General features: G+C 66.6%; 18 protein-coding genes, 2 tRNA genes and 1 riboswitch. Of the genes, 15 read left to right on the forward strand and 5 right to left on the reverse strand.

Annotation, left to right across the window (positions count from 1 at the left end; genetic code table 11):
* The 3 genes from ACO07K_RS10370 to ACO07K_RS10380 are packed head-to-tail and all read right to left on the reverse strand — an operon-like array spanning position 1 to position 2,365.
* Positions 1 to 942 (reverse strand): ABC transporter substrate-binding protein, encoded by a 942-nt coding sequence (locus ACO07K_RS10370; protein ID WP_422035856.1) that lies wholly within the window; start codon positions 940 to 942, stop codon positions 1 to 3.
* Positions 943 to 944: 2 nt separating this feature from the next.
* Positions 945 to 1,682, reverse strand: a complete 738-nt coding sequence (locus tag ACO07K_RS10375; protein ID WP_422035857.1) for an ABC transporter permease — start codon at positions 1,680 to 1,682, stop codon at positions 945 to 947.
* A complete protein-coding gene (locus ACO07K_RS10380) occupies positions 1,679 to 2,365 on the reverse strand; it encodes an ABC transporter ATP-binding protein (RefSeq protein WP_422035859.1) in 687 nt (228 codons plus the stop codon). The genes ACO07K_RS10375 and ACO07K_RS10380 overlap by 4 nt, the downstream gene beginning before the upstream one ends.
* Positions 2,366 to 2,382: 17 nt before the next feature.
* Positions 2,383 to 2,484, reverse strand: a riboswitch (TPP riboswitch).
* A gap of 81 nt (positions 2,485 to 2,565) precedes the next feature.
* Here ACO07K_RS10380 and ACO07K_RS10385 point away from each other — a divergent pair.
* Positions 2,566 to 3,060, forward strand: a complete 495-nt coding sequence (locus ACO07K_RS10385) for a DUF192 domain-containing protein (RefSeq protein WP_422035860.1) — start codon at positions 2,566 to 2,568, stop codon at positions 3,058 to 3,060.
* On the opposite strand, the gene ACO07K_RS10390 is transcribed toward ACO07K_RS10385, so the two are convergent.
* Positions 3,057 to 3,716 (reverse strand): O-methyltransferase, encoded by a 660-nt coding sequence (locus tag ACO07K_RS10390; protein WP_422035861.1) that lies wholly within the window; start codon positions 3,714 to 3,716, stop codon positions 3,057 to 3,059. The two genes, ACO07K_RS10385 and ACO07K_RS10390, sit on opposite strands and share 4 nt — an antisense overlap.
* Positions 3,717 to 3,789: 73 nt before the next feature.
* Between ACO07K_RS10390 and ACO07K_RS10395 the strand changes: the two genes are divergently transcribed.
* Both ACO07K_RS10395 and ACO07K_RS10400 read left to right on the forward strand, forming a co-directional pair.
* Positions 3,790 to 5,457, forward strand: coding sequence for a formate--tetrahydrofolate ligase (locus tag ACO07K_RS10395; RefSeq protein WP_422035862.1), 1,668 nt, complete (start codon positions 3,790 to 3,792; stop codon positions 5,455 to 5,457).
* 3 nt (positions 5,458 to 5,460) lie between these two features.
* Positions 5,461 to 6,351, forward strand: a complete 891-nt coding sequence (locus tag ACO07K_RS10400; protein WP_422035863.1) for a PhzF family phenazine biosynthesis protein — start codon at positions 5,461 to 5,463, stop codon at positions 6,349 to 6,351.
* A gap of 1 nt (position 6,352) precedes the next feature.
* On the opposite strand, the gene ACO07K_RS10405 is transcribed toward ACO07K_RS10400, so the two are convergent.
* Positions 6,353 to 6,763 (reverse strand): DUF2237 family protein, encoded by a 411-nt coding sequence (locus tag ACO07K_RS10405; RefSeq protein WP_422035864.1) that lies wholly within the window; start codon positions 6,761 to 6,763, stop codon positions 6,353 to 6,355.
* Between the two features lie 83 nt (positions 6,764 to 6,846).
* On the opposite strand from ACO07K_RS10405, the gene ACO07K_RS10410 reads away from it, so the two are divergent.
* From ACO07K_RS10410 to ACO07K_RS10465, 12 genes are all read left to right on the forward strand, one after another.
* Positions 6,847 to 6,923, forward strand: a tRNA-Pro gene (locus ACO07K_RS10410).
* 26 nt (positions 6,924 to 6,949) lie between these two features.
* A complete protein-coding gene (locus ACO07K_RS10415) occupies positions 6,950 to 7,252 on the forward strand; it encodes an ETC complex I subunit (protein WP_422035865.1) in 303 nt (100 codons plus the stop codon).
* Between the two features lie 115 nt (positions 7,253 to 7,367).
* The gene (locus ACO07K_RS10420; RefSeq protein ID WP_422035866.1) at positions 7,368 to 7,901 is read left to right on the forward strand and encodes a sigma-70 family RNA polymerase sigma factor; all 534 of its coding nucleotides are present in this window, start codon (positions 7,368 to 7,370) and stop codon (positions 7,899 to 7,901) included.
* Positions 7,902 to 7,992: 91 nt separating this feature from the next.
* Positions 7,993 to 8,964 carry a FecR family protein gene (locus ACO07K_RS10425; RefSeq protein ID WP_422035867.1) on the forward strand — a complete coding sequence of 324 codons (972 nt, stop codon included), beginning with the start codon at positions 7,993 to 7,995 and terminating at the stop codon, positions 8,962 to 8,964.
* A gap of 141 nt (positions 8,965 to 9,105) precedes the next feature.
* The gene (locus tag ACO07K_RS10430) at positions 9,106 to 11,580 is read left to right on the forward strand and encodes a TonB-dependent siderophore receptor (RefSeq protein WP_422035868.1); all 2,475 of its coding nucleotides are present in this window, start codon (positions 9,106 to 9,108) and stop codon (positions 11,578 to 11,580) included.
* A 37-nt stretch (positions 11,581 to 11,617) separates the two neighbouring features.
* A complete protein-coding gene (locus ACO07K_RS10435) occupies positions 11,618 to 13,147 on the forward strand; it encodes a PepSY-associated TM helix domain-containing protein (protein ID WP_422035869.1) in 1,530 nt (509 codons plus the stop codon).
* Between the two features lie 128 nt (positions 13,148 to 13,275).
* A complete protein-coding gene (locus tag ACO07K_RS10440; protein ID WP_422035870.1) occupies positions 13,276 to 14,463 on the forward strand; it encodes a hypothetical protein in 1,188 nt (395 codons plus the stop codon).
* Between the two features lie 101 nt (positions 14,464 to 14,564).
* A tRNA-Arg gene (locus ACO07K_RS10445) sits at positions 14,565 to 14,640 on the forward strand.
* A 151-nt stretch (positions 14,641 to 14,791) separates the two neighbouring features.
* The gene (locus tag ACO07K_RS10450; RefSeq protein ID WP_422035871.1) at positions 14,792 to 17,083 is read left to right on the forward strand and encodes a TonB-dependent receptor; all 2,292 of its coding nucleotides are present in this window, start codon (positions 14,792 to 14,794) and stop codon (positions 17,081 to 17,083) included.
* Between the two features lie 21 nt (positions 17,084 to 17,104).
* Positions 17,105 to 17,788 carry a Fe2+-dependent dioxygenase gene (locus ACO07K_RS10455; RefSeq protein WP_422035872.1) on the forward strand — a complete coding sequence of 228 codons (684 nt, stop codon included), beginning with the start codon at positions 17,105 to 17,107 and terminating at the stop codon, positions 17,786 to 17,788.
* Positions 17,788 to 18,474 carry a PepSY-associated TM helix domain-containing protein gene (locus ACO07K_RS10460; protein ID WP_422035873.1) on the forward strand — a complete coding sequence of 229 codons (687 nt, stop codon included), beginning with the start codon at positions 17,788 to 17,790 and terminating at the stop codon, positions 18,472 to 18,474. Before ACO07K_RS10455 ends, ACO07K_RS10460 begins: the two co-directional genes overlap by 1 nt.
* A gap of 23 nt (positions 18,475 to 18,497) precedes the next feature.
* Positions 18,498 to 19,298, forward strand: a complete 801-nt coding sequence (locus ACO07K_RS10465; RefSeq protein WP_422035874.1) for an energy transducer TonB — start codon at positions 18,498 to 18,500, stop codon at positions 19,296 to 19,298.

A 19,298-nucleotide genomic window follows, 5' to 3' on the forward strand; every position in this document is an offset into this window, starting at 1 on the left:
CTATTTGATCTCCCGAACATAGCTGTCGAGCGGCGGTGCCTGCTTGATCAGGCCGCGCTTCACGAGGAAATCCGCGAAGGCGACATAGCGTGCCCGATCCAGCGCGGACGGATCGGCTGCGAGCAGGGGGACCGTATCCTTCCACGCCAGCCGGTTGAGATCGTTGTCGAGATCCTTGCCGTACTTGGAGAAGCTCGCCCAGGCCTCGGCCGGGTTCGCCGTCAGCCAGGCGGTGGCCTCGGCGAGGGCGGTCAGCAGCTTCTTCGTGCGGGCGACATCGACGCTCTCGCGCTTGGCCAGGATCACAAGCTCGTCATAGGTCGGCACACCGTGCTTTTCGACCAGCCAGATCCGGCCCTTCGCCTTGTTCAGCTCGAGGTCGTTCAGCTCGAAGTTGCGGAAGGCGCCGATGACCCCGTCGACCTGCTTGCTCATGAGCGCCGTGGTGAGGGCGAAGTTCACGTTCACCAGGGTCACGTCCTTCAGCGTCAGGCCGGCGCTCTCCAGCATTGCGCCCAGAACCGCCTCCTCGAAGCCCGAGACGGAGAAGCCGATCCTGCGGCCCTTGAAGTCGGCGATGGTCTTCACCGCGGAGTCTTCCAGGGCCACCAATGAGTTGAGCGGCTGCGCCACGAGCACGCCGACCCGCACCAGCGGCAGGCCTTCTGCGGCCAGCATCTGCAGCGTCGGCTGATAGGACAACGCGTAGTCGGCCTGGCCGGCCGCGACCAGCTTGGGCGGAGCGTTGGGATCGGCCGGCGCGATCAGCTCGACATCCAGCCCCTGCTTTTCGAAGATGCCGCGCTGCTTGGCGATGACCAGCGCGGCATGGTCGGGATTGACGAACCAGTCGAGCAGGATTCGGACCTTGTCCTGCGCGGCGGCGGGAAAGGCCAGGCAACAGAGCGCCAGCACGGCGATCAATCGGGTCATCGTTTGCATCGTCAGTCTCCTTGAGGGGGGTGCCAGGGCACGAGGCGCCGCGCGAGCCGGTCTGCCGCGGTGTAGAGCGCGAGCCCGAGCAGGCAGAGGATGGTGAGCGCCGCGAAGGCGAGGGGTGTCTGGCCGCGGGCCAGCGACTGGGTCATCAGGAAACCGAGCCCGGCGCTGGCGCCCACCCATTCGCCGATCACCGCACCGATTGGCGCCACAGCCGCAGCGATGCGCACGCCGGAGGCAAAGGCGGGCAACGCCGCCGGCAGTCTGATCTGCAGCAGGACGGCACGCGGCGGGGCGTCCATCGTGCGGGCGAGTTCCAGCCAGCCCGGATCCGTGCGGCGCAGCCCGTCATAGAGGCTGCTGACAACCGGGAAGAAGATGATGAGCGCCGCCATTGCGACCTTCGAAGCCATCCCATAGCCGAGCCAGAGTACGAGAAGGGGCGCGATGGCGATCACCGGGATGGCCTGCGAGACGATCACCAGCGGCAGGGCCCAGCGGCGCCAGGCGGCCGACGCCGCGAAGACGACGGCCAGCGCCGCGCCCAGCACGAGTCCCAGCGCAAGTCCCAGGACCATTTCGCTGGCCGTCCACGCGGCCTGTTCGACGAGGAGGTCGAACCGTTGGACCAGCACCACAGCAACGCGAGAGGGTGGCGGCAGGATGTAGGGGGGCAGGCCGGTCAGCCATACGAGTGCTTCCCAGGCGACTATCAGGCCCAGCGCGGTGATGAGGGGCCTCACGCTCCGCTCCGCAGTTCGCCGATCAGACGCGCCTGAAGGGCGAGAAGGGCCGCATCGCCCGGGTCGCGGGGCACGGCGCCGGGTGGGGCGATGACCGGCCCCACGGCGAAAGGACGGCCCGACAGGACGCGGATCTCGTGGCCGAGACGCAGCGCCTCCAGCGGATCATGGGTGACCATCACGACCGTCCGGTCCTGCAGCAGGCGCGCCGCCAGGTCCTGAAGGTCGAGGCGCGTCACCGCGTCGAGATGGCCGAACGGTTCGTCCATCAGGACGATCTGCCGATCCTCGCAGAGCGTGCGGGCGAGCGCCGCCCGCTGGCGCATGCCGCCCGACAGGGTTTGCGGCAGGTCATGAAGCCGGTCGGCAAGCCCGACCTCCGCCAGAAGGGCTCGGGCACGGGGCTCGGCCGTCAGTCGCGCCGCCGCGTCGCGGCGCAGCCGGTATCCCAGCAGAACATTCTCAAGCACGCTGAGCCAGGGCAGCAGAAGGTCACGCTGGGCCATGTAGGCGACGGGGCCTGATGCCCGGCTGCCCGGCAGCAGGCCCGCCAGATGGCGCAGGAGGGACGTTTTGCCGACACCGCTGCGACCCAGCAGGCAGGTGGTGCGGCCGCCGGGAAAATCGAGGGACAGGTCCTCGGCCACGACATGGCCGTCGAGGACGATATGTGCCGAACGCACCAAAAGAGCAGGCGAAGACGTCAACGAGCCACCAGTCCCTACGCCGGCATTAACCGGATCAGGTTCGGGGTCGTCCTTCCGGACCTCTCAGCCGCCAGGCGGCTCCCCCCGATGAGCGGCCGTCACTATGGGTAGGTGTCACTCGTCATGCAAGCGTCATCGGTTTGACGAAATCGCCGTCCACGCTCTATGCCATGGCCATGGTTCAAGCACTCACGAAGCCGCCGCTCGGCCGGCGCCTCTTCCTCGCAGCGCCTTTCGTGCTGGCCGGCGGTGCCGCCTGGGCGCAGCAGGGCGGCAACGACGTCCCCTTCAAGCGTTCGTCGCTGGTGGTCGTCTCCGGCGGCCGCGAGATCAAGTTCGACGTCGAGCTGGCGCTGGACGACACCCAGCGCGCACGGGGCCTGATGTTCCGCGAGAAGCTCGGCCCCTACGACGGCATGCTGTTCGACTTCTACAAGGAAGCACCGGTCAGCTTCTGGATGAAAAACACCCTGATCCCGCTCGACATGGTGTTCATCGCGGCCGATGGCACGATCAAGTCGATCCACGCCAACGCCGTGCCGCATTCCACCGAGACGATCCCCAGTCAGTTTCCGGTGAGGGCCGTCCTGGAGATCAACGGCGGCAGCGCGAAGCTCCTCGGGATCAAGCCGGGCGACAAGGTCCTCCACCCGATCTTCGGCAACGCCTAGCGCTTCAGAGCGCAAGTCATGCCGTCGCCCACGGCGAAGAGCGCCAGGTCGATCCGCCGGTCAGCCTTGAGCTTGGCATTGAGCGCGCGGAGCGCCTGGGTGTCGCGATCGACTTCGGCCGGATCGGCGACCGCGCCGCCCCACAGGACATTGTCGATCAGCACGAGGCCACCGCGGCGGACCAGCTTGAGGCAGCGCTCGTAGTAGGCGTCGTAATCGTCCTTGTTGGCGTCGATGAAGGCCAGATCGAGCTGTTCCGTCAGGCCCTGGGCCAGCAGCCAGTCGAGCGTCGCGAGCGCGGGGCCGATCGTGAGCTCGATGCGGCCCTCGACTCCGGCCTCCCGCCAGTAGCGGCGCGCGACCTTGGTATAGTCGGGGCTGACGTCGCAGCACCAGAGCTTGCCGTCCTCCGGCAGCGCCACGGCGATGCACAGGGAGGAATAGCCGGTGAAGGTGCCGACCTCGACGGCACGCCGGGCGCCGATTGCCCGTGCCAGCAGTTCGATCTGCTGGCCCTGGTGGGCGGAGATCTGCATGCCCGCACGGGGCAGCGTTGCCGTCTCCTCGCGCAGCCGCCGACGCAGCGGCGGTTCGCGCAGCCAGTTGGCGTCGACATAATCGACGATCGTGCCGTCGATCTTCGGCCAGCTCTTCATGCTCTCTCCTGTTGGCTCGGTACGTCCGCCTCGCTAGGGTCGCGTCCCTGAAATGGCGGGTTTGGGAGTGGGTATGTCGGATATCGAGATCGCACGGCGCGCAATCAAGAAGCCCATGAACGATGTCGCCGCACGGCTCGGCATCCCGGAAGACGCGCTGGAGCCCTATGGTCGCGACAAGGCGAAGCTCGATGGCGACTACGTGAAGTCGCTTTCCGGCCGCGCGCCGGGACACCTGATCCTCGTGACCGCAATCAATCCCACCAAAGCGGGCGAGGGCAAGACCACCACGACGATCGGGCTGGGCGACGCGCTCTGCCGACTCGGCAAGAAAACCGCGATCGCCCTGCGCGAGCCGAGCCTCGGACCGTGCTTCGGACAGAAGGGCGGCGCCACCGGCGGCGGCCAGGCGCAGATCGTGCCGATGGCCGACATCAACCTGCACTTCACCGGTGACTTCCACGCGATCACGACGGCGCACAATCTGCTGGCCGCGATGCTCGACAATCACATCTACTGGGGCAATGCGCTGGGCATCGATGCCCGCCGCGTGTTCTGGCCGCGCGTCCTCGACATGAACGACCGGGCGCTGCGCGACATGGTCGCGAGCCTGGGGGGTGTCGCCAACGGCTTTCCGCGGCAGACGCGTTTCGACATCACGACCGCCTCGGAGGTCATGGCCATCCTCTGCCTCGCCACCGATCTCGAGGATCTGGAGAAGCGACTGGCGCGGATCGTCGTAGCCGAGACGCGCGAGGGCAAGCCGGTAACGGCCGGCGATCTCAAGGCAGCCGGGGCGATGGCGGCCGTGCTGAAGGATGCGGCCAAGCCGAACCTCGTGCAGACGCTGGAGAACAATCCCGTGCTGATCCACGGCGGCCCGTTCGCCAACATCGCGCACGGCTGCAACTCGGTGATCGCCACGCGCGCGGCGCTGGCGCTCGGCGACTATGTCGTCACCGAAGCGGGCTTCGGCGCCGACTTGGGCGCCGAGAAGTTCCTCGACATCAAGTGCCGCCAGGCCGGACTGAATCCCGAACTGGCTGTGGTCGTCGCCACCGTGCGCGCGCTGAAGCTGCACGGCGGGGCCGACGAGAAAGCGCTGGCGAAGGAAGATGTCGCCGCGGTCGAGAAGGGGCTTCCCAACCTGCTGCGGCATGTCGAGAACCTGCGCAAGTTCGGCCTGCCCGTGCTGGTCGCCATCAATCGCTTCCTGACCGACACACCCGCAGAGCTGGAAATGATCGAGGCGCAGTGTGCGGTGGCCGGCACCAAGGCCTATCTCTGCGAGCATTGGGCCAAGGGCGGGGCGGGTGCCGAAGACCTCGCCGGCGCGGTCGTTGCGACGATCGACCATGGCAAGGCGGCCTTCAAGCCGCTCTATCCCGACGACCTGCCGCTGGCACAGAAGATCGAGACCATCGCCCGCGAGATCTACCGCGCCTCGGGCGTGGCGATCGCCGGACCGGCCCTGCGGCGTCTCAAGGCGCTGGAGGCGGCAGGCTACGGCAAGCTGCCGGTCTGCATCGCCAAGACGCAGTACAGCTTTGCCGCCGACCCCGAGCTGCGGGGCGCCCCGACGGGCCACACGCTGCCGATCCGCGAGGTGCGCCTGTCGGCCGGAGCCGGTTTCGTCGTGGCGATGGCGGGCGAGATCATGAGCATGCCGGGCCTGCCGCGCGTGCCGGCCGCCGAGAACATCCGGCTGACGGAGGACGGCCAGGTGGACGGGATCTTCTGAGCCATGCGCACCTATTCCTTCGTCACCGTCGACGTCTTCACCAGCACACGGTTCGGCGGCAATCCGCTGGCGGTCTTTCCCGATGCGAAGGGCATGAGCGATGCGGAAATGCAGTCGCTCGCCGCCGAGTTCAACCTGAGCGAGACGACGTTCGTGCTGCCGCCGGAGGATCCTGCCCATACGGCGCGGGTCCGCATCTTCACTCGGACGCGCGAGATGCCGTTCGCGGGCCATCCCAATGTCGGCACGGCCTACGTGCTGGCGCAGCAGGGCAGGGACACGAACGGCAAGCTCCTGTTCGAGGAACTGGCGGGCCTCGTCGAGATCGACGTCGAGCGCGACGGATCAGGTGCGCCCATCGGGGCCACCATCGCCGCGCCACAGCCGCTCTCGCTCGGGGCGGAGCTGCCGGTCGAGGCGGTCGCTGCGTGCGTGGGGCTTCAGCCGGCAGACATCCGCACCGGCGCCCACCGCCCCGTGGGGGCGTCGCTGGGCAATCCGTTCGTCATTGCGGAGGTCGAGCCGTCCGCCCTGTCGCGGGCGACCCCGGATTTCGCATCGTTCCGCCAGGCCCTCGAGCAGACGCCATCGCTGGACGGCCGACTCGCCCTCTATTGCTATGCGCATGCCGGCGAGGGAAGCGTTCAGGCCCGCATGTTCGCCCCCTTGGGCGGCACGATCGAGGATGCGGCGACCGGCAGCGCAGCCGGCCCGCTGGGCGCGCTCCTCCTTTCGCTCTCCGAGGCCGCGGCGCTGCGCCTCGACATCCATCAGGGCGTCGTCATGGGACGGCCGAGTCTTCTGCGGGTGGTGGCGCGCCGCGGCGCCGACGGCATTCGGGCCACCATCGCCGGCCAGTGCGTGCCGGTGCTGCGCGGCGAGGCCGTGCTCTGAGCTAGTGGGGTCGAAAGGCGTGCCGTTTCAGGTCGGCCAGCGGCACGACGTGCAGCGTGACGGCGTGGGTCGCCTCCAGCACGACCTGCGGCGCGACGTCCGCTTCGAAGGCCTCCTTCCAGCGGCTGGCACACAGGCACCAGCGGTCGCCGGGTTTCAGGCCCGGGAAACCGTATTGCGGCATCGGCGTGCTGAGATCGTTGCCGCGCGACTTGGAAAACAGGAGAAAATCGGCGGTCAGGACGACGCAAACCGTGTGCAGGCCGAGATCCTCGGCGCCGGTATTGCAGCAGCCGTCGCGATAGAAGCCGGTGACGGGCTGGGTGGAGCAGGGCTCCAGTACGCCGCCCAGCACGTTTACGGACGGGGCGCGGCGGTCGGGGCGGCCCTGCTCGGGCGTCTGGTCGAACATGGACCTATCGTAGCACCTGGAATTTGAGCTTTCGAGGCGGCGGGACCGCTGGTAGAAACCCTCGCGTCAAAGAGGTGTATCGGCGGGGCGTAGCGCAGTCTGGTAGCGCGTCTGCCTTGGGCGCAGAAGGTCGTCGGTTCGAATCCGGCCGCCCCGACCACGCCCGAAACGGAGTAAGCGGAAGCCATGCAGGTTCGCATCTTCAAGCCGGCCAAGACGGCCATGCAGTCGGGAACGGGCAACACGCACGAGTGGGTGCTGGAGCCCGAGCCGTCGCGCAAGGAGATCGATCCGCTGATGGGCTGGACCAGCTCGCGCAATACGATGCAGCAGGTGCGCCTGTTCTTCCCGACGCTCGAGGAAGCCAAGGCCCACGCCGAGAAGAATGGCTGGCAATACACGGTCGAGGAGCCGCACAGCCGGCCGGTGCGGGCCAAGGCCTATGCCGACAATTTCGCCTTCAACCGGGTCGGCCGCTGGACGCACTGACGTCCGCTGCGAGGCGAAACCCGGAGAGGTGAGCCGGCCGTAGTCCTGCGACGCACCCGGATTGCTTTTGGTTGGCGGGAGATGTAAGAATGCGAACCATTCGCAGGCTCTCTCCGTGTCCCCCTCAGATCCCTCTCTCGGCCTCTACGTCGCACATCGGGACGACCTCGTGGAGTATGCGAGCAGGCTCCTGAACCAGGACCGCTCCAAGGCGGAGGACGTCGTCCAGGAAGCCTGGATCCGACTTTCGGCCCGCCACGGGCAGGGCGCCGAGATCGTCAATCCGTTGCACTACATGTACTCGATCGTGAGGAATCTCGCGTTCGACATCCTGAACCGCGCGACTCGCGAGACGGTGGCCGATACGGCCCTGGCGCCCTACGACACCATTCCGCACGAAGCCCCCTCCGCCGAGGAGGTCGTCATCCATCGCGACAGGCTGCGCCTTCTCGCCGATGCGATCGCCGAACTGCCGGAGCGGACCCAGATCGCCTTCCGCATGTATCGTCTCGAAGACAAGACGCTCCAGCAGATCGCCGATCATCTGGGCATTTCCGTCGCCCGCACCTTCCAGCTCGTTCGAGACGCCGGTGCCCACGCGACGCGACGCCTCCTGGGTCAGCGGGAACGCTCCGACGGACAAAAATAAACTGGATGGCGCCATTCAAAATGGTGCATCGAATTCGCTCTATAAGGTGGGACCTCGTTGCAGGGGGACCGCAGCGGGGATGGAAACTTTCGTGGGTGCTTTCACAAGAGAGCAGGGCGACGAGATCGAACGGGCGATGGAGTGGCTGCTCCGCCGGGAGACAGAGCCCGGCAACGCGACTCTCGAACGCGATTTCCAGCGCTGGCTGAAGCAATCCGACTCCCATCGCAAAGCCTACGCCTCGGTTCAGGCGACCTGGGCCGACCTCGGGAAACTCCCGGTTCAAGAATCCGGCATGGAGACGGCCGGCAATGTCGTTCGTCTGCCGGTGCGGGCGTCACGCAGGGTTCGGTGGTTCGCGGCGGCCGCGGCGGTCGCGGCCGCCTGCGTCCTGGTCGTGGCCTTCCCGGTGCTGCACAGGCACCTCATGGCCGACTACACGACCGGCGTCGCCGAACTGCGCGAAGTGGTCCTGCCGGACGGCAGCGTCGTGGACCTCGATGCCGGAAGCGCGATTGCCGTCGACTATGGGGACCGCGACCGCCGGATCACGCTTCTTTCCGGCCAGGCCTTCTTCCAGGTCACGCGCGATACGCAGCGGCCGTTCTCGGTCCTCGCGGGAGAAGTGACCGTCGTGGTCACCGGCACTTCGTTCGGGGTGGGCAAGACCGCGACCACGGTTGATGTCTCCGTCCAGTCGGGAAGCGTCGAAGTGCTGCGCAACGGGGAGCGGCTGAGCGACGCGCTCACCATGGGGGATCGGCTGGTGATCGGTCGCACCCATCCGTCTGTGGAGCGTGAGCGGATCGCACCGGACGCCGTCGCCTCCTGGCGCTCGCGCCGCCTCGTCGTCGTCGACAGCTCGTTCGGCGACATCGTCGAGACGCTGGGCCGCCATCTGCCGGGCGCTCTCGTCGTGGCCGATCGCACCCTGAACCGGCAGGCGATCACCGGCGTCTTCGATCTCACGCAGCCGGTCGATGCGCTGCGAACGCTGGCGGCCTCACAGAAGGCGACTGTTACCGAAGTGACTCCGTACCTGCTCATCGTCTCACGACGCTGATCGACGTCCGTCTTTTTTTCGCCACGCCCCTACAAATCGACCCCGCCCACCCAGTCATGGATTCGAGAGCGTGACCCATCGCGGTCCGCACGCGCAACATTCCGTGACCCGCCGGCAACGGATTCCGGGGAGAGAATTCTGGTGTCATTCAAGCGCTCGACGGCGCAGGCCGCCCACGGCCTTGCGGCGGCCGCCGTCGCTGCGGGTTCGCTCGCGGCTTTCCTGGTGCCGGCCCTGGCCCAATCCCCGCGCCTCGCGGAGCAGGCGCAGGCCGCACCCGCGAGGACCTTCGACATTCCCGCGCAGCCGCTCGCCCAGGCGCTGACCACGCTCGGGCAGCAGGCGGGCCTGCAGTTCGCGGTCACGGCCTCCGTCGTCGCCGGCAAGACCAGCACGCCGGTGGCCGGCGCCATGACCGCCGAGCAGGCGCTGCGGCTCATGCTCTCCGGCACGGGCATCAGCTATCGCTTCACGTCGCCCACGTCGGTGACGATCACGGGCTCGCCGGATGCGAGCGGTGCGCTGGTGCTCGATCCCGTCCAGGTGCAGGGCGCCTTCATTGTGCCACCGCAGGCGATGATCGACAACGCACCGCCGGCCTATGCGGGCGGACAGGTCGCGACCGGTGGCCAGCTCGGCCTGCTGGGCAATCGTGCCGTGATGGACACGCCGTTCAACCAGAGCAACTACACGGCGAAGAAGGCGCAGGACCAGCAGGCCAAGACGGTCCGCGACGTGCTGATCGACGACCCGTCGGTTCGTATCACCCGGGGCGACACCAGCCCCGGTACCGATCAGGTCAAGATCCGCGGCTTTCCCGTCGACAATTCCGATACCTCGTATGGCGGCCTCTATGGAATGCTGCCCAACTCGTCGATCATGGCGGAGATGGCCGAGCGGGTCGAAGTGCTGAAGGGGCCGAGCGCGCTGCTGAACGGCATCCCGCCCTTCGGCTCGATCGGCGGCAACATCAACGTCGTTCCCAAGCGGGCGCCCAACGAGGACCTGACCCAGGCGACGGCGAGCTACATCTCCGGAAGCCAGTTCGGCGGGCATATCGATTTCGGTCGCCGCTTCGGCGAGGACAAGGAATTCGGCGTGCGCTTCAATGGCGTGTTCCGGGGCGGGCAGACCGACATCCAGTACAATGCGGACCAGAGGGCGCTGGCAGTCCTCGGATTCGATCTTCGCGGCGAGCGCGTGCGGCTCTCGGCCGACCTCGGATACCAGAACCAGTACATCTCCGGTATCACGCCCTACCTGACCCTGGCGCCGGGCGTGCAACTTCCCTATGCGCCGAACGCCCGCTCCAATCCCACCGCGCAGCCCTGGGGCTTCCAGGGCCGCAAGGATGCGTTCGGAGTCCTTCGGCTGGAGATGGACATTACCGACAATGTCACGCTCTACGCCTCGGCCGGCGCGCATGACTACCGAATGGGCGGTCTGTATTCCGCGGCGACGACCATCACGAATTTCAACGGCGCGGGCACGGCGCTCGCGCCGCTCAACTTCAGCCAGTACACGACGAGCCTGACGGCCCAGGGCGGCCTGCGCACCCTGTTCGCGACGGCCGGCGTCAACCACGAACTCGCTCTCACGGCGTCGACGCTCCAGCAGGACAACGGGCAGGTGAACGTCTCGCAGACGGGCGGCGCCTTTGCGACCAACATCTACAATTCGACCTTGATCGCGCGGCCGAACATTCCGACGCCGGCGGCCAACAAGACGTCGAGCTCGGGCTTCAACAGCATCGGCATCGCCGACACGATCTCCTCGCTCAACAACCGGGTGCAGCTCACGGCGGGTCTGCGGGCGCAGAACATCCAGTCCGCCAACTACAATGCCGTGACCGGCGCCCTGACGGCGAGTTACGATCAGACGGTGGTCAGCCCCGCCGTGGCGCTGATCATAAAGCCGCTCGAAAACGTCTCGCTGTATGGCAACTACATCCAGGGCCTGCAGCAGGGCACCGTGGTCCAGCTTCCCTTCGCCAACGCCGGTACGATCCTGCCGCCCTACGTGTCCAACCAGATCGAAGTCGGCGTAAAGGCGGACTGGGGGACGTTCACCACCACCGCGGCGCTGTTCCAGATCACGCAGCCCAGCGTGATCACCAACACGACGACCAACACCCAGGGCGTCAACGGACAACAGATCAATCAGGGCCTCGAACTGAACGTGTTCGGAGAACCGATGAAAGGGTTCCGGGTCCTCGGCGGCGCCATGTTCCTGAACCCCGTCCTGGCGAAGACGGCGGGCGGAACCACAGATGGCTGGATCGCGCCCTTCACGCCGCAATTCACGCTGAACCTGTCGGGGGAGGTCGATCTGCCGTTCGTCCCCGGCCTCACCCTCGCGGGGCGTGCGATCTATACCGGTGCTCAGTACATCGACACGACCTATCCGCGGCGCATGATGCCGCAATGGACCCGCTTCGATCTCGGGGCCCGCTATGCATTCGAGAATCCGGGCGCCAAGGGCAAGATGCTCGTGGCCCGCTTCGACGTCGACAACATCCTGGATGCCAATTACTGGGCCGGCAGCAACCAGACGGCGACGTTCATGTTCCTGGGCGCGCCGCGCACCTTCCGTCTCTCCCTGACCGCCGACTTCTAGACCGACGGCATGGGAGCGGCGCGGGGACCCGCCTGACATGGAGAAGACGTTTCGCGGCTCCATGCAGTGGCTGCACACATGGGCAGGGTTGTGTCTCGGGACCGTCCTGTTCGCGGTGTTCTGGATGGGCACCCTGTCCGTGTTCGACCGCGAGATCGATCGCTGGATGATGCCCGCGACCCGGGTGGCGCCCGCCGAGCTGAAGTCAGTGGACGCGCTTGCCGGTCACATGGAGCCCCTGATCGGCTCGTCGCCGCTCTGGCTGGTGCTCTTTCCCAGCGACCGCGAGCCGGTCGCACGCGCGGGGTATCTGGCGGGAGGCAAGATCCGATACCGCCAGGCCGATCCCTCGAGCTCGATCCTTCTTCCGGACGCCGGGACGTGGGGCGGCACCGGGTTCATCTATCCGTTTCACGTCAATCTGCACATCAGGGCCTGGTCGCTGGGCCTCTGGATCGTCGGTCTCGCGGGAATGGCGATGCTCGCGCTTTGCGTCTCCGGGGTCGTGATCCATCGCAAGATATTCGCCGATTTCTTCACCTTCCGATCCGATCGGAAAGCGCGGCGGCTGGTTCTCGATCTTCACAATGTGACGGGCGTCCTCGGGCTGCCCTTCCACTTCTTCATCACCCTGTCGGGCGTGCTGATCTTCTTCACGGTGTACTTTGCCGGTGCCTGGGAGATGTCCTACCGCGGCGATCGGCAGGCCTTCGTCCAGGAGTCGTACGGAATCTTCGCGCGGCCTAGGCTCAACCGGCCGGGTCCTGCCATGGCGTCCCTGGATGCCATGCTGGAGCAGGCTTCCCGCGAGTGGAACGGGGGCACACCTCAGCTGCTCCGGGTCTTTCACCGGGGGGACGCCAACGCCTATGTCGAGGTGCGACGCTCGTTCGTCGGCGATCGCGTGACCATGCCGGTCGATGCCCTCTATTTCGACGCCGGCACCGGCGCCGTGCTGTCACGGCACACGGCGCGGCCGGTCATGGAGGCGCACCGCTTCATCACCGGCTTCCACTTCGTCCAGTTCGATCACTGGACGCTGCGCTGGCTCTACTTCGCCCTCGGACTCGCCGGTTGCGTGCTGATCGCAACCGGCTTCCTGTTCTGGCTCGAATCGCGTCGCAAGCGCCATGAGCAACTTGGGCTCGCCGGCGTCCGCCTGGTCGAGGGGCTTGCCGTCGGCTCGGTCAGCGGCATCGTGGCCGCGACCCTGGCGTTTTTCGTCGTCAACAGGTTGTTGCCGCCGGCCGCGTCGGCAGGCGGGTTCGAGCGCGCCGACCTGGAAATCTGGGCGTTCTATCTGGTCTGGCTGGCAACGTTCGCGCACGCCTGGTTGCGTCCACGCAGGGCATGGCGGGAGCAATGCATCGCAATAGCAATGCTCGCGGTCGGCGCAGTGGTCCTCAACGGCGTCACGTCCGGCGCTCCTTTGTGGCGGACGCTGGCCGAGCAACGGTTATGGCCCGTCGCCGGCATGGATATCATGCTTCTGTTGGCTGCACTGGCCGCGTGGCTGGTGGCATCCGGACAGCGTCCCAAGCCCCGACGCGAACCCAGCGGCCCGTGAAGGGCCGGCGCTCCGCATCACGAGACTTTTATCGAACCTCTTCCACCGGAACGCCGCTAAGGTTTCTATTGTCTCGCGCTTTCCAGTAAAATGTTACGGTCGTATGACGCCTCTCGTTGGAGCAAGTCGTGCAAGCGTTCGTGGCTGCTGGAGGAACGGGAGAGACGCGGCGGTCTGAGAGTCTGGTCGTCGCGCTCCTGTGGGTGATCGCCGCGATCTTGCTCATCGCGCCGGCCACACATGCCATGACGCTTGCCGTCGTAACGAAGCACGTCACGGCTGGAGCCGGCACCTTTGTCAGCCACGAGATCAACCTCACGGGGCCATTCGAGCCCGGCGGCTCCGATGAACTCGAAGCCGTACTGGAAAAGCTCAAGGCACGCGGAGGGACCAAGCCCGGAGACTCGCTTGCGACCTTGTCTCTCGACAGCAAGGGAGGCGCGCTCGAGGAGGGGATGCGTGTCGGCCGACTCCTGAGGCAGTTCGGCGTTTCCACGATCGTGAGGAACGGCAAGCGCTGCCTGTCGTCCTGTGCGATCGCTTTCCTCGGCGGCGCGACACGCGGCACGGCCGGACCGGTAGCCGACCGGCAACTGGAGATCGGCGGGCGGCTTGGCTTCCACGCCTTCTATGCGCCGCGTGACGGGGACGCGCGCGATGCCGCGACCAGTCGCGCCCGGGGCGTGACGGAAGGGCGGGCGACCTCCGCCATCGTCGTTGCCTACGTCCTCGAAATGGGGCTCGACCCCGAGCCGATCATTCGCGCTCTGGTCCGCCCGCCCGAGGAGATGACCTACATCGAAACGGCGGGCGAGTTCATGGAATTGGGCATCTGCCCGGTCGCGCTCAAACTGCCAAGGATGACTCTGGCCGAGCGGGCGTCGAACATCTGCAACAACGCGAGCCAGGGGCGCCTCCCGGCCTGGCCGGATCTGGTCAACGAATACACGCCGCAGGAGGCCAAGCGGCTCTTGTTGGGGGAGATCGCCTACCAGGCCGGGCGCGCCAACGTGCGCGGCGGCATCGCCGCTCGTCTGCAGCAGGTACTCCGCGGGGGCAGGGGGACCGACGCCCTCTATGCCGAGCTGGCGGCCGCCGGCCTGCCGTTGCCAGTCATGCGAGCGAAGGCTTACTATTTCGAAATGCCTGTCGCCGGAATTCGCAAGATGGCGTGCATGGCCACCCTGACCCCGGACGATCCAGCCCAATACGGCGTGGTGCTGATCACACACACTGGCCTCGCCAAACCGAAACAGTCGACCCCGGCGGAGTGCCCGGAGCTTTTTCTGTTCGGTCATGACGAAGTGATCAACTGAGATGTGTTAAGGTGCGCGTCGAGGGCGAATGAGAGTTCCCGTCGGTGCCTGCATCGGGTGCCGGGAGGGAGCTGGGACTCAGCCGCCCGTCCTTACGGCTTGCGCCCGTAGCTCAGTGGATAGAGCAACCGCCTTCTAAGCGGTAGGCCGCTGGTTCGAATCCAGCCGGGCGCGCCATTTCCCAATTAATGCAGTGCATATGAAGCGCCGTTGCACGGCTGGTTCGCAATCGTGCATGCGATTCATTATCAATGCCGTTATCTTTCCATGATAATAACTCGCATTCTCCTCATTTCGGGGGAGACGAGTAGCCTTCTGGGGACAAGAAATGGCAAAGCGCGTACCGGTGAAGACGGCGTTGGTTGGATTGCTTGTGGCGCCGGGCGCCATGGCCCAGCAGGACCCCGCCCAGACGCCAGCCCCCGCGCCAGCCTCGCCTTCGACCGAAAATCAGCCCGCGGCCCCGTCCGCCGCACCCGCGACGATGCAGACCGTGACGGTCACCGGCAGTCGTCCCAGCGAGGACTTCCAGACGACCCGCGCCTCGATCAACCGGCTGGGTGCCGCCAACCTGATGGACGTGCCGCAGTCTGTGGTCGTCATCAACCGGGCGCTGATGCAGTCGCAGGGCGTTACCCGGCTCGAGGATGCCGTACGCAACGCACCGGGCGTCACCATCGGTTCGGCCGAAGGCGGAAACATCGGCACCAACATCAACATCAACGGCTTCTCGGCCCGCACCGACATCTATCTCGACGGCATGCGCGACCGCGGCCAGTACTATCGCGACGTGTTCGCGCTGGAGCAGGTCGAGGTGCTGATGGGACCGTCCTCGATGCTGTTCGGCCGCGGCTCGACCGGCGGCGTCATCAACCAGGTGACCAAGAAGCCGTTCCTGAAACAGGCGACCGAGCTCAGCGCCCAGGTGACCACCAACGGACTCGTGCGCACCACGGCGGACGTCAACACGCCGTTCGAGGGGAACAACGCGGCTCGCGTGTCGGCGATGTTCCAGGTCGGCAAGGCCTCGACCGTCGACCAGACCAACGTCCTCGACTTCGGCCTCGCGCCGAGCGTGAAGCTCGGCATTGGCACGCCGACCGAGGTCACGCTCAGCGCGATCCTGCAGCATCGCAAGGATCAGGTGAACTACGGCGTACCGAACCTGAACGGCTATCCGCTCAACGCGCCCCGCAATACCGCCTGGGGCTTCAGCGACGACTATACAGAACAGGACGTCGTGGCTCTGCAAAGCCTGATCGAGCACAAATTCTCACCCGAACTCAGCCTGCGCAACCAGACGGAATTCGTCTGGGTGAACACGTCCGTTCGCGAAACGTCGGGCGGCTTCGTCGGCACGATCGGCCCCAACGGTGGCTTCGTTGGCGCGCAGCAGGGGCCGAACAATGTCTACTATAGCGCGGCACCGCTCGGAAATCTCTGGATCCGCCAGCTCAGCCGCGATCGAAACATCAACGACATCACGGTCGAGAACCAGTCCGAGATGCTGGCCAAGTTCAACACCGGGACCGTCGGCCATACGCTCTTGATGGGCGTCGACCTCAATTACGAATCCTACACCAACAAGGCGTTCAGCCGGACAGGCAAGTGTAACGGCGTTGCGCTCCCGACCGGCTCCGTGGGCTGCACCCCGGCGGGCTATACGGTCGGCGCCGGCACCCCCGGCAACGTCGCGCAGGTGCCGGGCAACTATGCCTCCTCGCAGGCCTGGGGGGCCGGCTTCTACTTCAACGACACGATCCAGGTCATTCCCGAGTTGAAGCTCGTCGGCGGCCTGCGCTGGGACTATTACGCGGCGACGATCGGCAACTCGATCAACCGCGTGAACACGCCGGGCAACAATGCCGTCGCTTTCCAGTATCAGCCCGACAGCTTCCTCAGCGTCCGGGCGGGCGCGATCTTCGAGCCGACGCCGTCGCAATCGTACTACGTCTCGTACAGCACCTCGTTCAACCCGTCTCTCGAGCAGCTCACCTCGACGACCGGCACGTCGAACCTGCCGCCCGAGAACAACAAGGGCGTGGAGGCGGGCGTCAAGTACGAGCTGCTGAACGCCAACCTGTCGCTCAACGCGGCGGTCTTCTCGATCGTCAAGAACAACGCGCGCACGGCGAACCCGGACGGCACCTATTCTCCGACCGGAAACGTGCAGGTGAGCGGTGGTCGCGTCGGCTTTGCCGGACGCATCACACCGGAATGGCAGGTGTTCGGCGGCTACGCCTATCTCAACGGCGTCATCCTGCAGGGGCTGAGCTACCAGAACGGCATCGGCAACACGACCGGAAAGGTGCCGCTCAATACGCCGAAGGACTCCGCGAACCTCTGGACGACCTATACGTTCAAGGAAACCTACGAGATCGGCGGCGGCGTGTTCTATGTCGGCCAGCGCTATGCCAACAACACGAATACCGTGGTCGTACCGGCCTATACGCGCTTCGACCTGACGGCGGCCTACAAGCAACCGACCTACGACGTGCGTCTGAACGTCTACAACCTGTTCAACTCGGTCTACTACGACGGCATCATCGCGTCGGACGGCGGCCGTGCCGTCATGGGGGCCGGTACGACCGGCATGATCACGCTGAACTACCGGCTGTGATGACGGAAGCCACCGCCCGTCATGCTGGTCTGTGTTCCCCAAGTCCTCAACGCCGCGCAGCTCGTCAGTCTGCGCGAGCGTCTGGAGCGCTCCAACGCCTGGGTCGACGGTCGCGTGACCGCCGGCTACCAGGGGGCACCCGTGAAGTTCAACCAACAGGTCGACGAGCGCTCTGAAACGGCGATCGCCTGCCAGCGCATCGTCGGCGCGGCGCTGGAGGTCCATCCGATCTTCATCAGCGCCGTTCTGCCGAACGAGATCTATCCGCCCATGTTCAATCGCTACGGCGAGGGCATGCGGTTCGGGGCGCATGTCGACGGCAGCGTGCGCATCAACCCCCATAACGGGCGCAAGTTGCGCACCGACGTATCGGCGACGTTGTTCCTCAGCAATCCCGAGGACTATGACGGCGGCGAACTGCAGATCGAGGACACCTACGGCCAGCACAACGTCAAGCTGGCGGCCGGCGACATGGTCGTCTATCCCGCGACCAGCCTGCATTCGGTGGCCCCGATCACCCGCGGGGTGAGGATGGCCTGCTTCTTCTGGACGCAGAGCCTCATCCGCGACGACATGCAGCGGTCCCTGCTGCACGACATGGACAATGCGATCCAGCGTCTGAACGAGACCAATGCAGACGAGGCGGCGCGGCGATCGCTGATCGGCTGCTACCACAACCTCGTGCGGCAATGGAGCGAGACCTGATGACCGTCACCGCCGCCGTGCCCGGCAAAGCGGGGAAGGTCAATCGCCGGCTGGTCTTCGTGCGCTGGGTGCGCAAGACGCACGGATGGTTCGGCCTGTGGGGTGCGCTGCTGGGTCTCCTGTTCGGGTTCAGCGGCATCTGGCTCAATCACCGCAGCACCATGAAGCTGCCCTTGCCCGACCAGCAGCAGATCAACGCGCAGCTCCAATTGCCCGACCCGAGACCCCAGACCATCGAGGCGATGGGCTCGTGGCTGCAGCAGGCGCTGATGCTCGATCGCGGCCCTAACAATACGCGCGTCGAGCGCGCCCGGCCCGTTCCATGGGGAGAGCGAGGGGGCGAGGGCAATGCCCGCCCCCTGCAACAACCCGAACGCTGGGTGTTGAATTTCGGCGCTCCCAATCACCTGGTGCAGGCGGAATACTGGGTCGGCAACCGATCGCTGTCGGTGCGGACGACCCAGAACGGGGTCGTCGCGACGATGACCAACCTGCATAAGGGCACGGCGATGCCGGTACCGTGGATCCTGTTGATCGATACGCTGGCCGGCAGCATGATCTTCCTGTCGATCAGCGGCGTCATCCTGTGGTGGGAGTCCCACCGCAAGCGCGCGGTCGGCATCACGATCTTCGCCGTCGCCGTGGCCACCACGGTGGCATTGGCCGTCAGTCCGCTCCAATTCTAGGGGCGATGTCAGTGGTAGAACGCGTGTCTTCGAATCCGCCCTTCGTTGAGCCCGGCCCGCCCGGACCATCGCGCGAGCCGCTCTCGACCGCGGCACGCCGGGGCATCCTTGCGCTGGTGATCTTCTTCCATGTGGGAGGAGGCTGGGCGCTGACGCAGGTCGAGCCGGTGAAGCTGGTGGTGGGCGACATCGCACCGATGGAGGTGCGGATGGTGACGGCGGAGGAGCCGGCCCAGCCCGAGATCGAGGATTCGGAGCCGCCGCCGCCGGTCGAGCTGAAGCCGCCGCCGCCGGAGCTGGCGACGATCGTCGAGCCGCCGCCGCCCGACCTGCCGCCGCCGGAGTTCCCGCTGGCCAAGGTCGAGCTGCCGCCGCCCGACGAGCCGCCGCCACCGGAGTTTCCGCCGCCGGAGAAGAAGGTCGAGCCCAAGCCCAAGCCGCCCGAGCCGAAGCCGGTGCAGAAGAAGCCGCAGCCGGCGCGCCCGGCCGCGCCGGTCGAGGCGGGGCCGCAGCAGGCCGCGCCGGCGGCGCCGGCCGGCCCGCGCACGGTGCAGGCCTCGCAACTCGGCTGGCTGGTGCAGCCCAATCCGGCCTATCCGGCGCGGGCGCGGCGGGCGGGCGAGCAGGGGACGGCCACGATCCGCGTGCTGGTCGACGTGACCGGCCGGCCGGCCCAGGTCTCGCTGGCGGCGTCGTCGGGCCATGCCGATCTCGACCAGGCGGCGTTGAGCGCGGTCCGCGCGGCGCAGTTCCGGCCCTATGTGGAAGGCGGCCTGGCGCAGGCGGTCTGGGTCCACGTTCCGATCAAATTCGTGTTGCAGTAG

This window comes from Reyranella sp., from assembly GCF_965228225.1.
Taxonomy (GTDB): domain Bacteria; phylum Pseudomonadota; class Alphaproteobacteria; order Reyranellales; family Reyranellaceae; genus Reyranella.

Bases quoted from the DNA above. Each gene is read 5' to 3' on its own strand.
- ACO07K_RS10435 (WP_422035869.1), top strand. From the start codon at position 11,618: ATGGAGAAGACGTTTCGCGGCTCCATGCAGTGGCTGCACACATGGGCA.
- ACO07K_RS10405 (WP_422035864.1), bottom strand. From the start codon at position 6,763: ATGTTCGACCAGACGCCCGAGCAGGGCCGCCCCGACCGCCGCGCCCCG.
- ACO07K_RS10370 (WP_422035856.1), bottom strand. From the start codon at position 942: ATGCAAACGATGACCCGATTGATCGCCGTGCTGGCGCTCTGTTGCCTG.
- ACO07K_RS10460 (WP_422035873.1), top strand. From the start codon at position 17,788: ATGACCGTCACCGCCGCCGTGCCCGGCAAAGCGGGGAAGGTCAATCGC.
- ACO07K_RS10395 (WP_422035862.1), top strand. From the start codon at position 3,790: ATGTCGGATATCGAGATCGCACGGCGCGCAATCAAGAAGCCCATGAAC.
- ACO07K_RS10390 (WP_422035861.1), bottom strand. From the start codon at position 3,716: ATGAAGAGCTGGCCGAAGATCGACGGCACGATCGTCGATTATGTCGAC.
- ACO07K_RS10450 (WP_422035871.1), top strand. From the start codon at position 14,792: ATGGCAAAGCGCGTACCGGTGAAGACGGCGTTGGTTGGATTGCTTGTG.
- ACO07K_RS10455 (WP_422035872.1), top strand. From the start codon at position 17,105: ATGCTGGTCTGTGTTCCCCAAGTCCTCAACGCCGCGCAGCTCGTCAGT.
- ACO07K_RS10385 (WP_422035860.1), top strand. From the start codon at position 2,566: ATGGTTCAAGCACTCACGAAGCCGCCGCTCGGCCGGCGCCTCTTCCTC.
- ACO07K_RS10400 (WP_422035863.1), top strand. From the start codon at position 5,461: ATGCGCACCTATTCCTTCGTCACCGTCGACGTCTTCACCAGCACACGG.
- ACO07K_RS10415 (WP_422035865.1), top strand. From the start codon at position 6,950: ATGCAGGTTCGCATCTTCAAGCCGGCCAAGACGGCCATGCAGTCGGGA.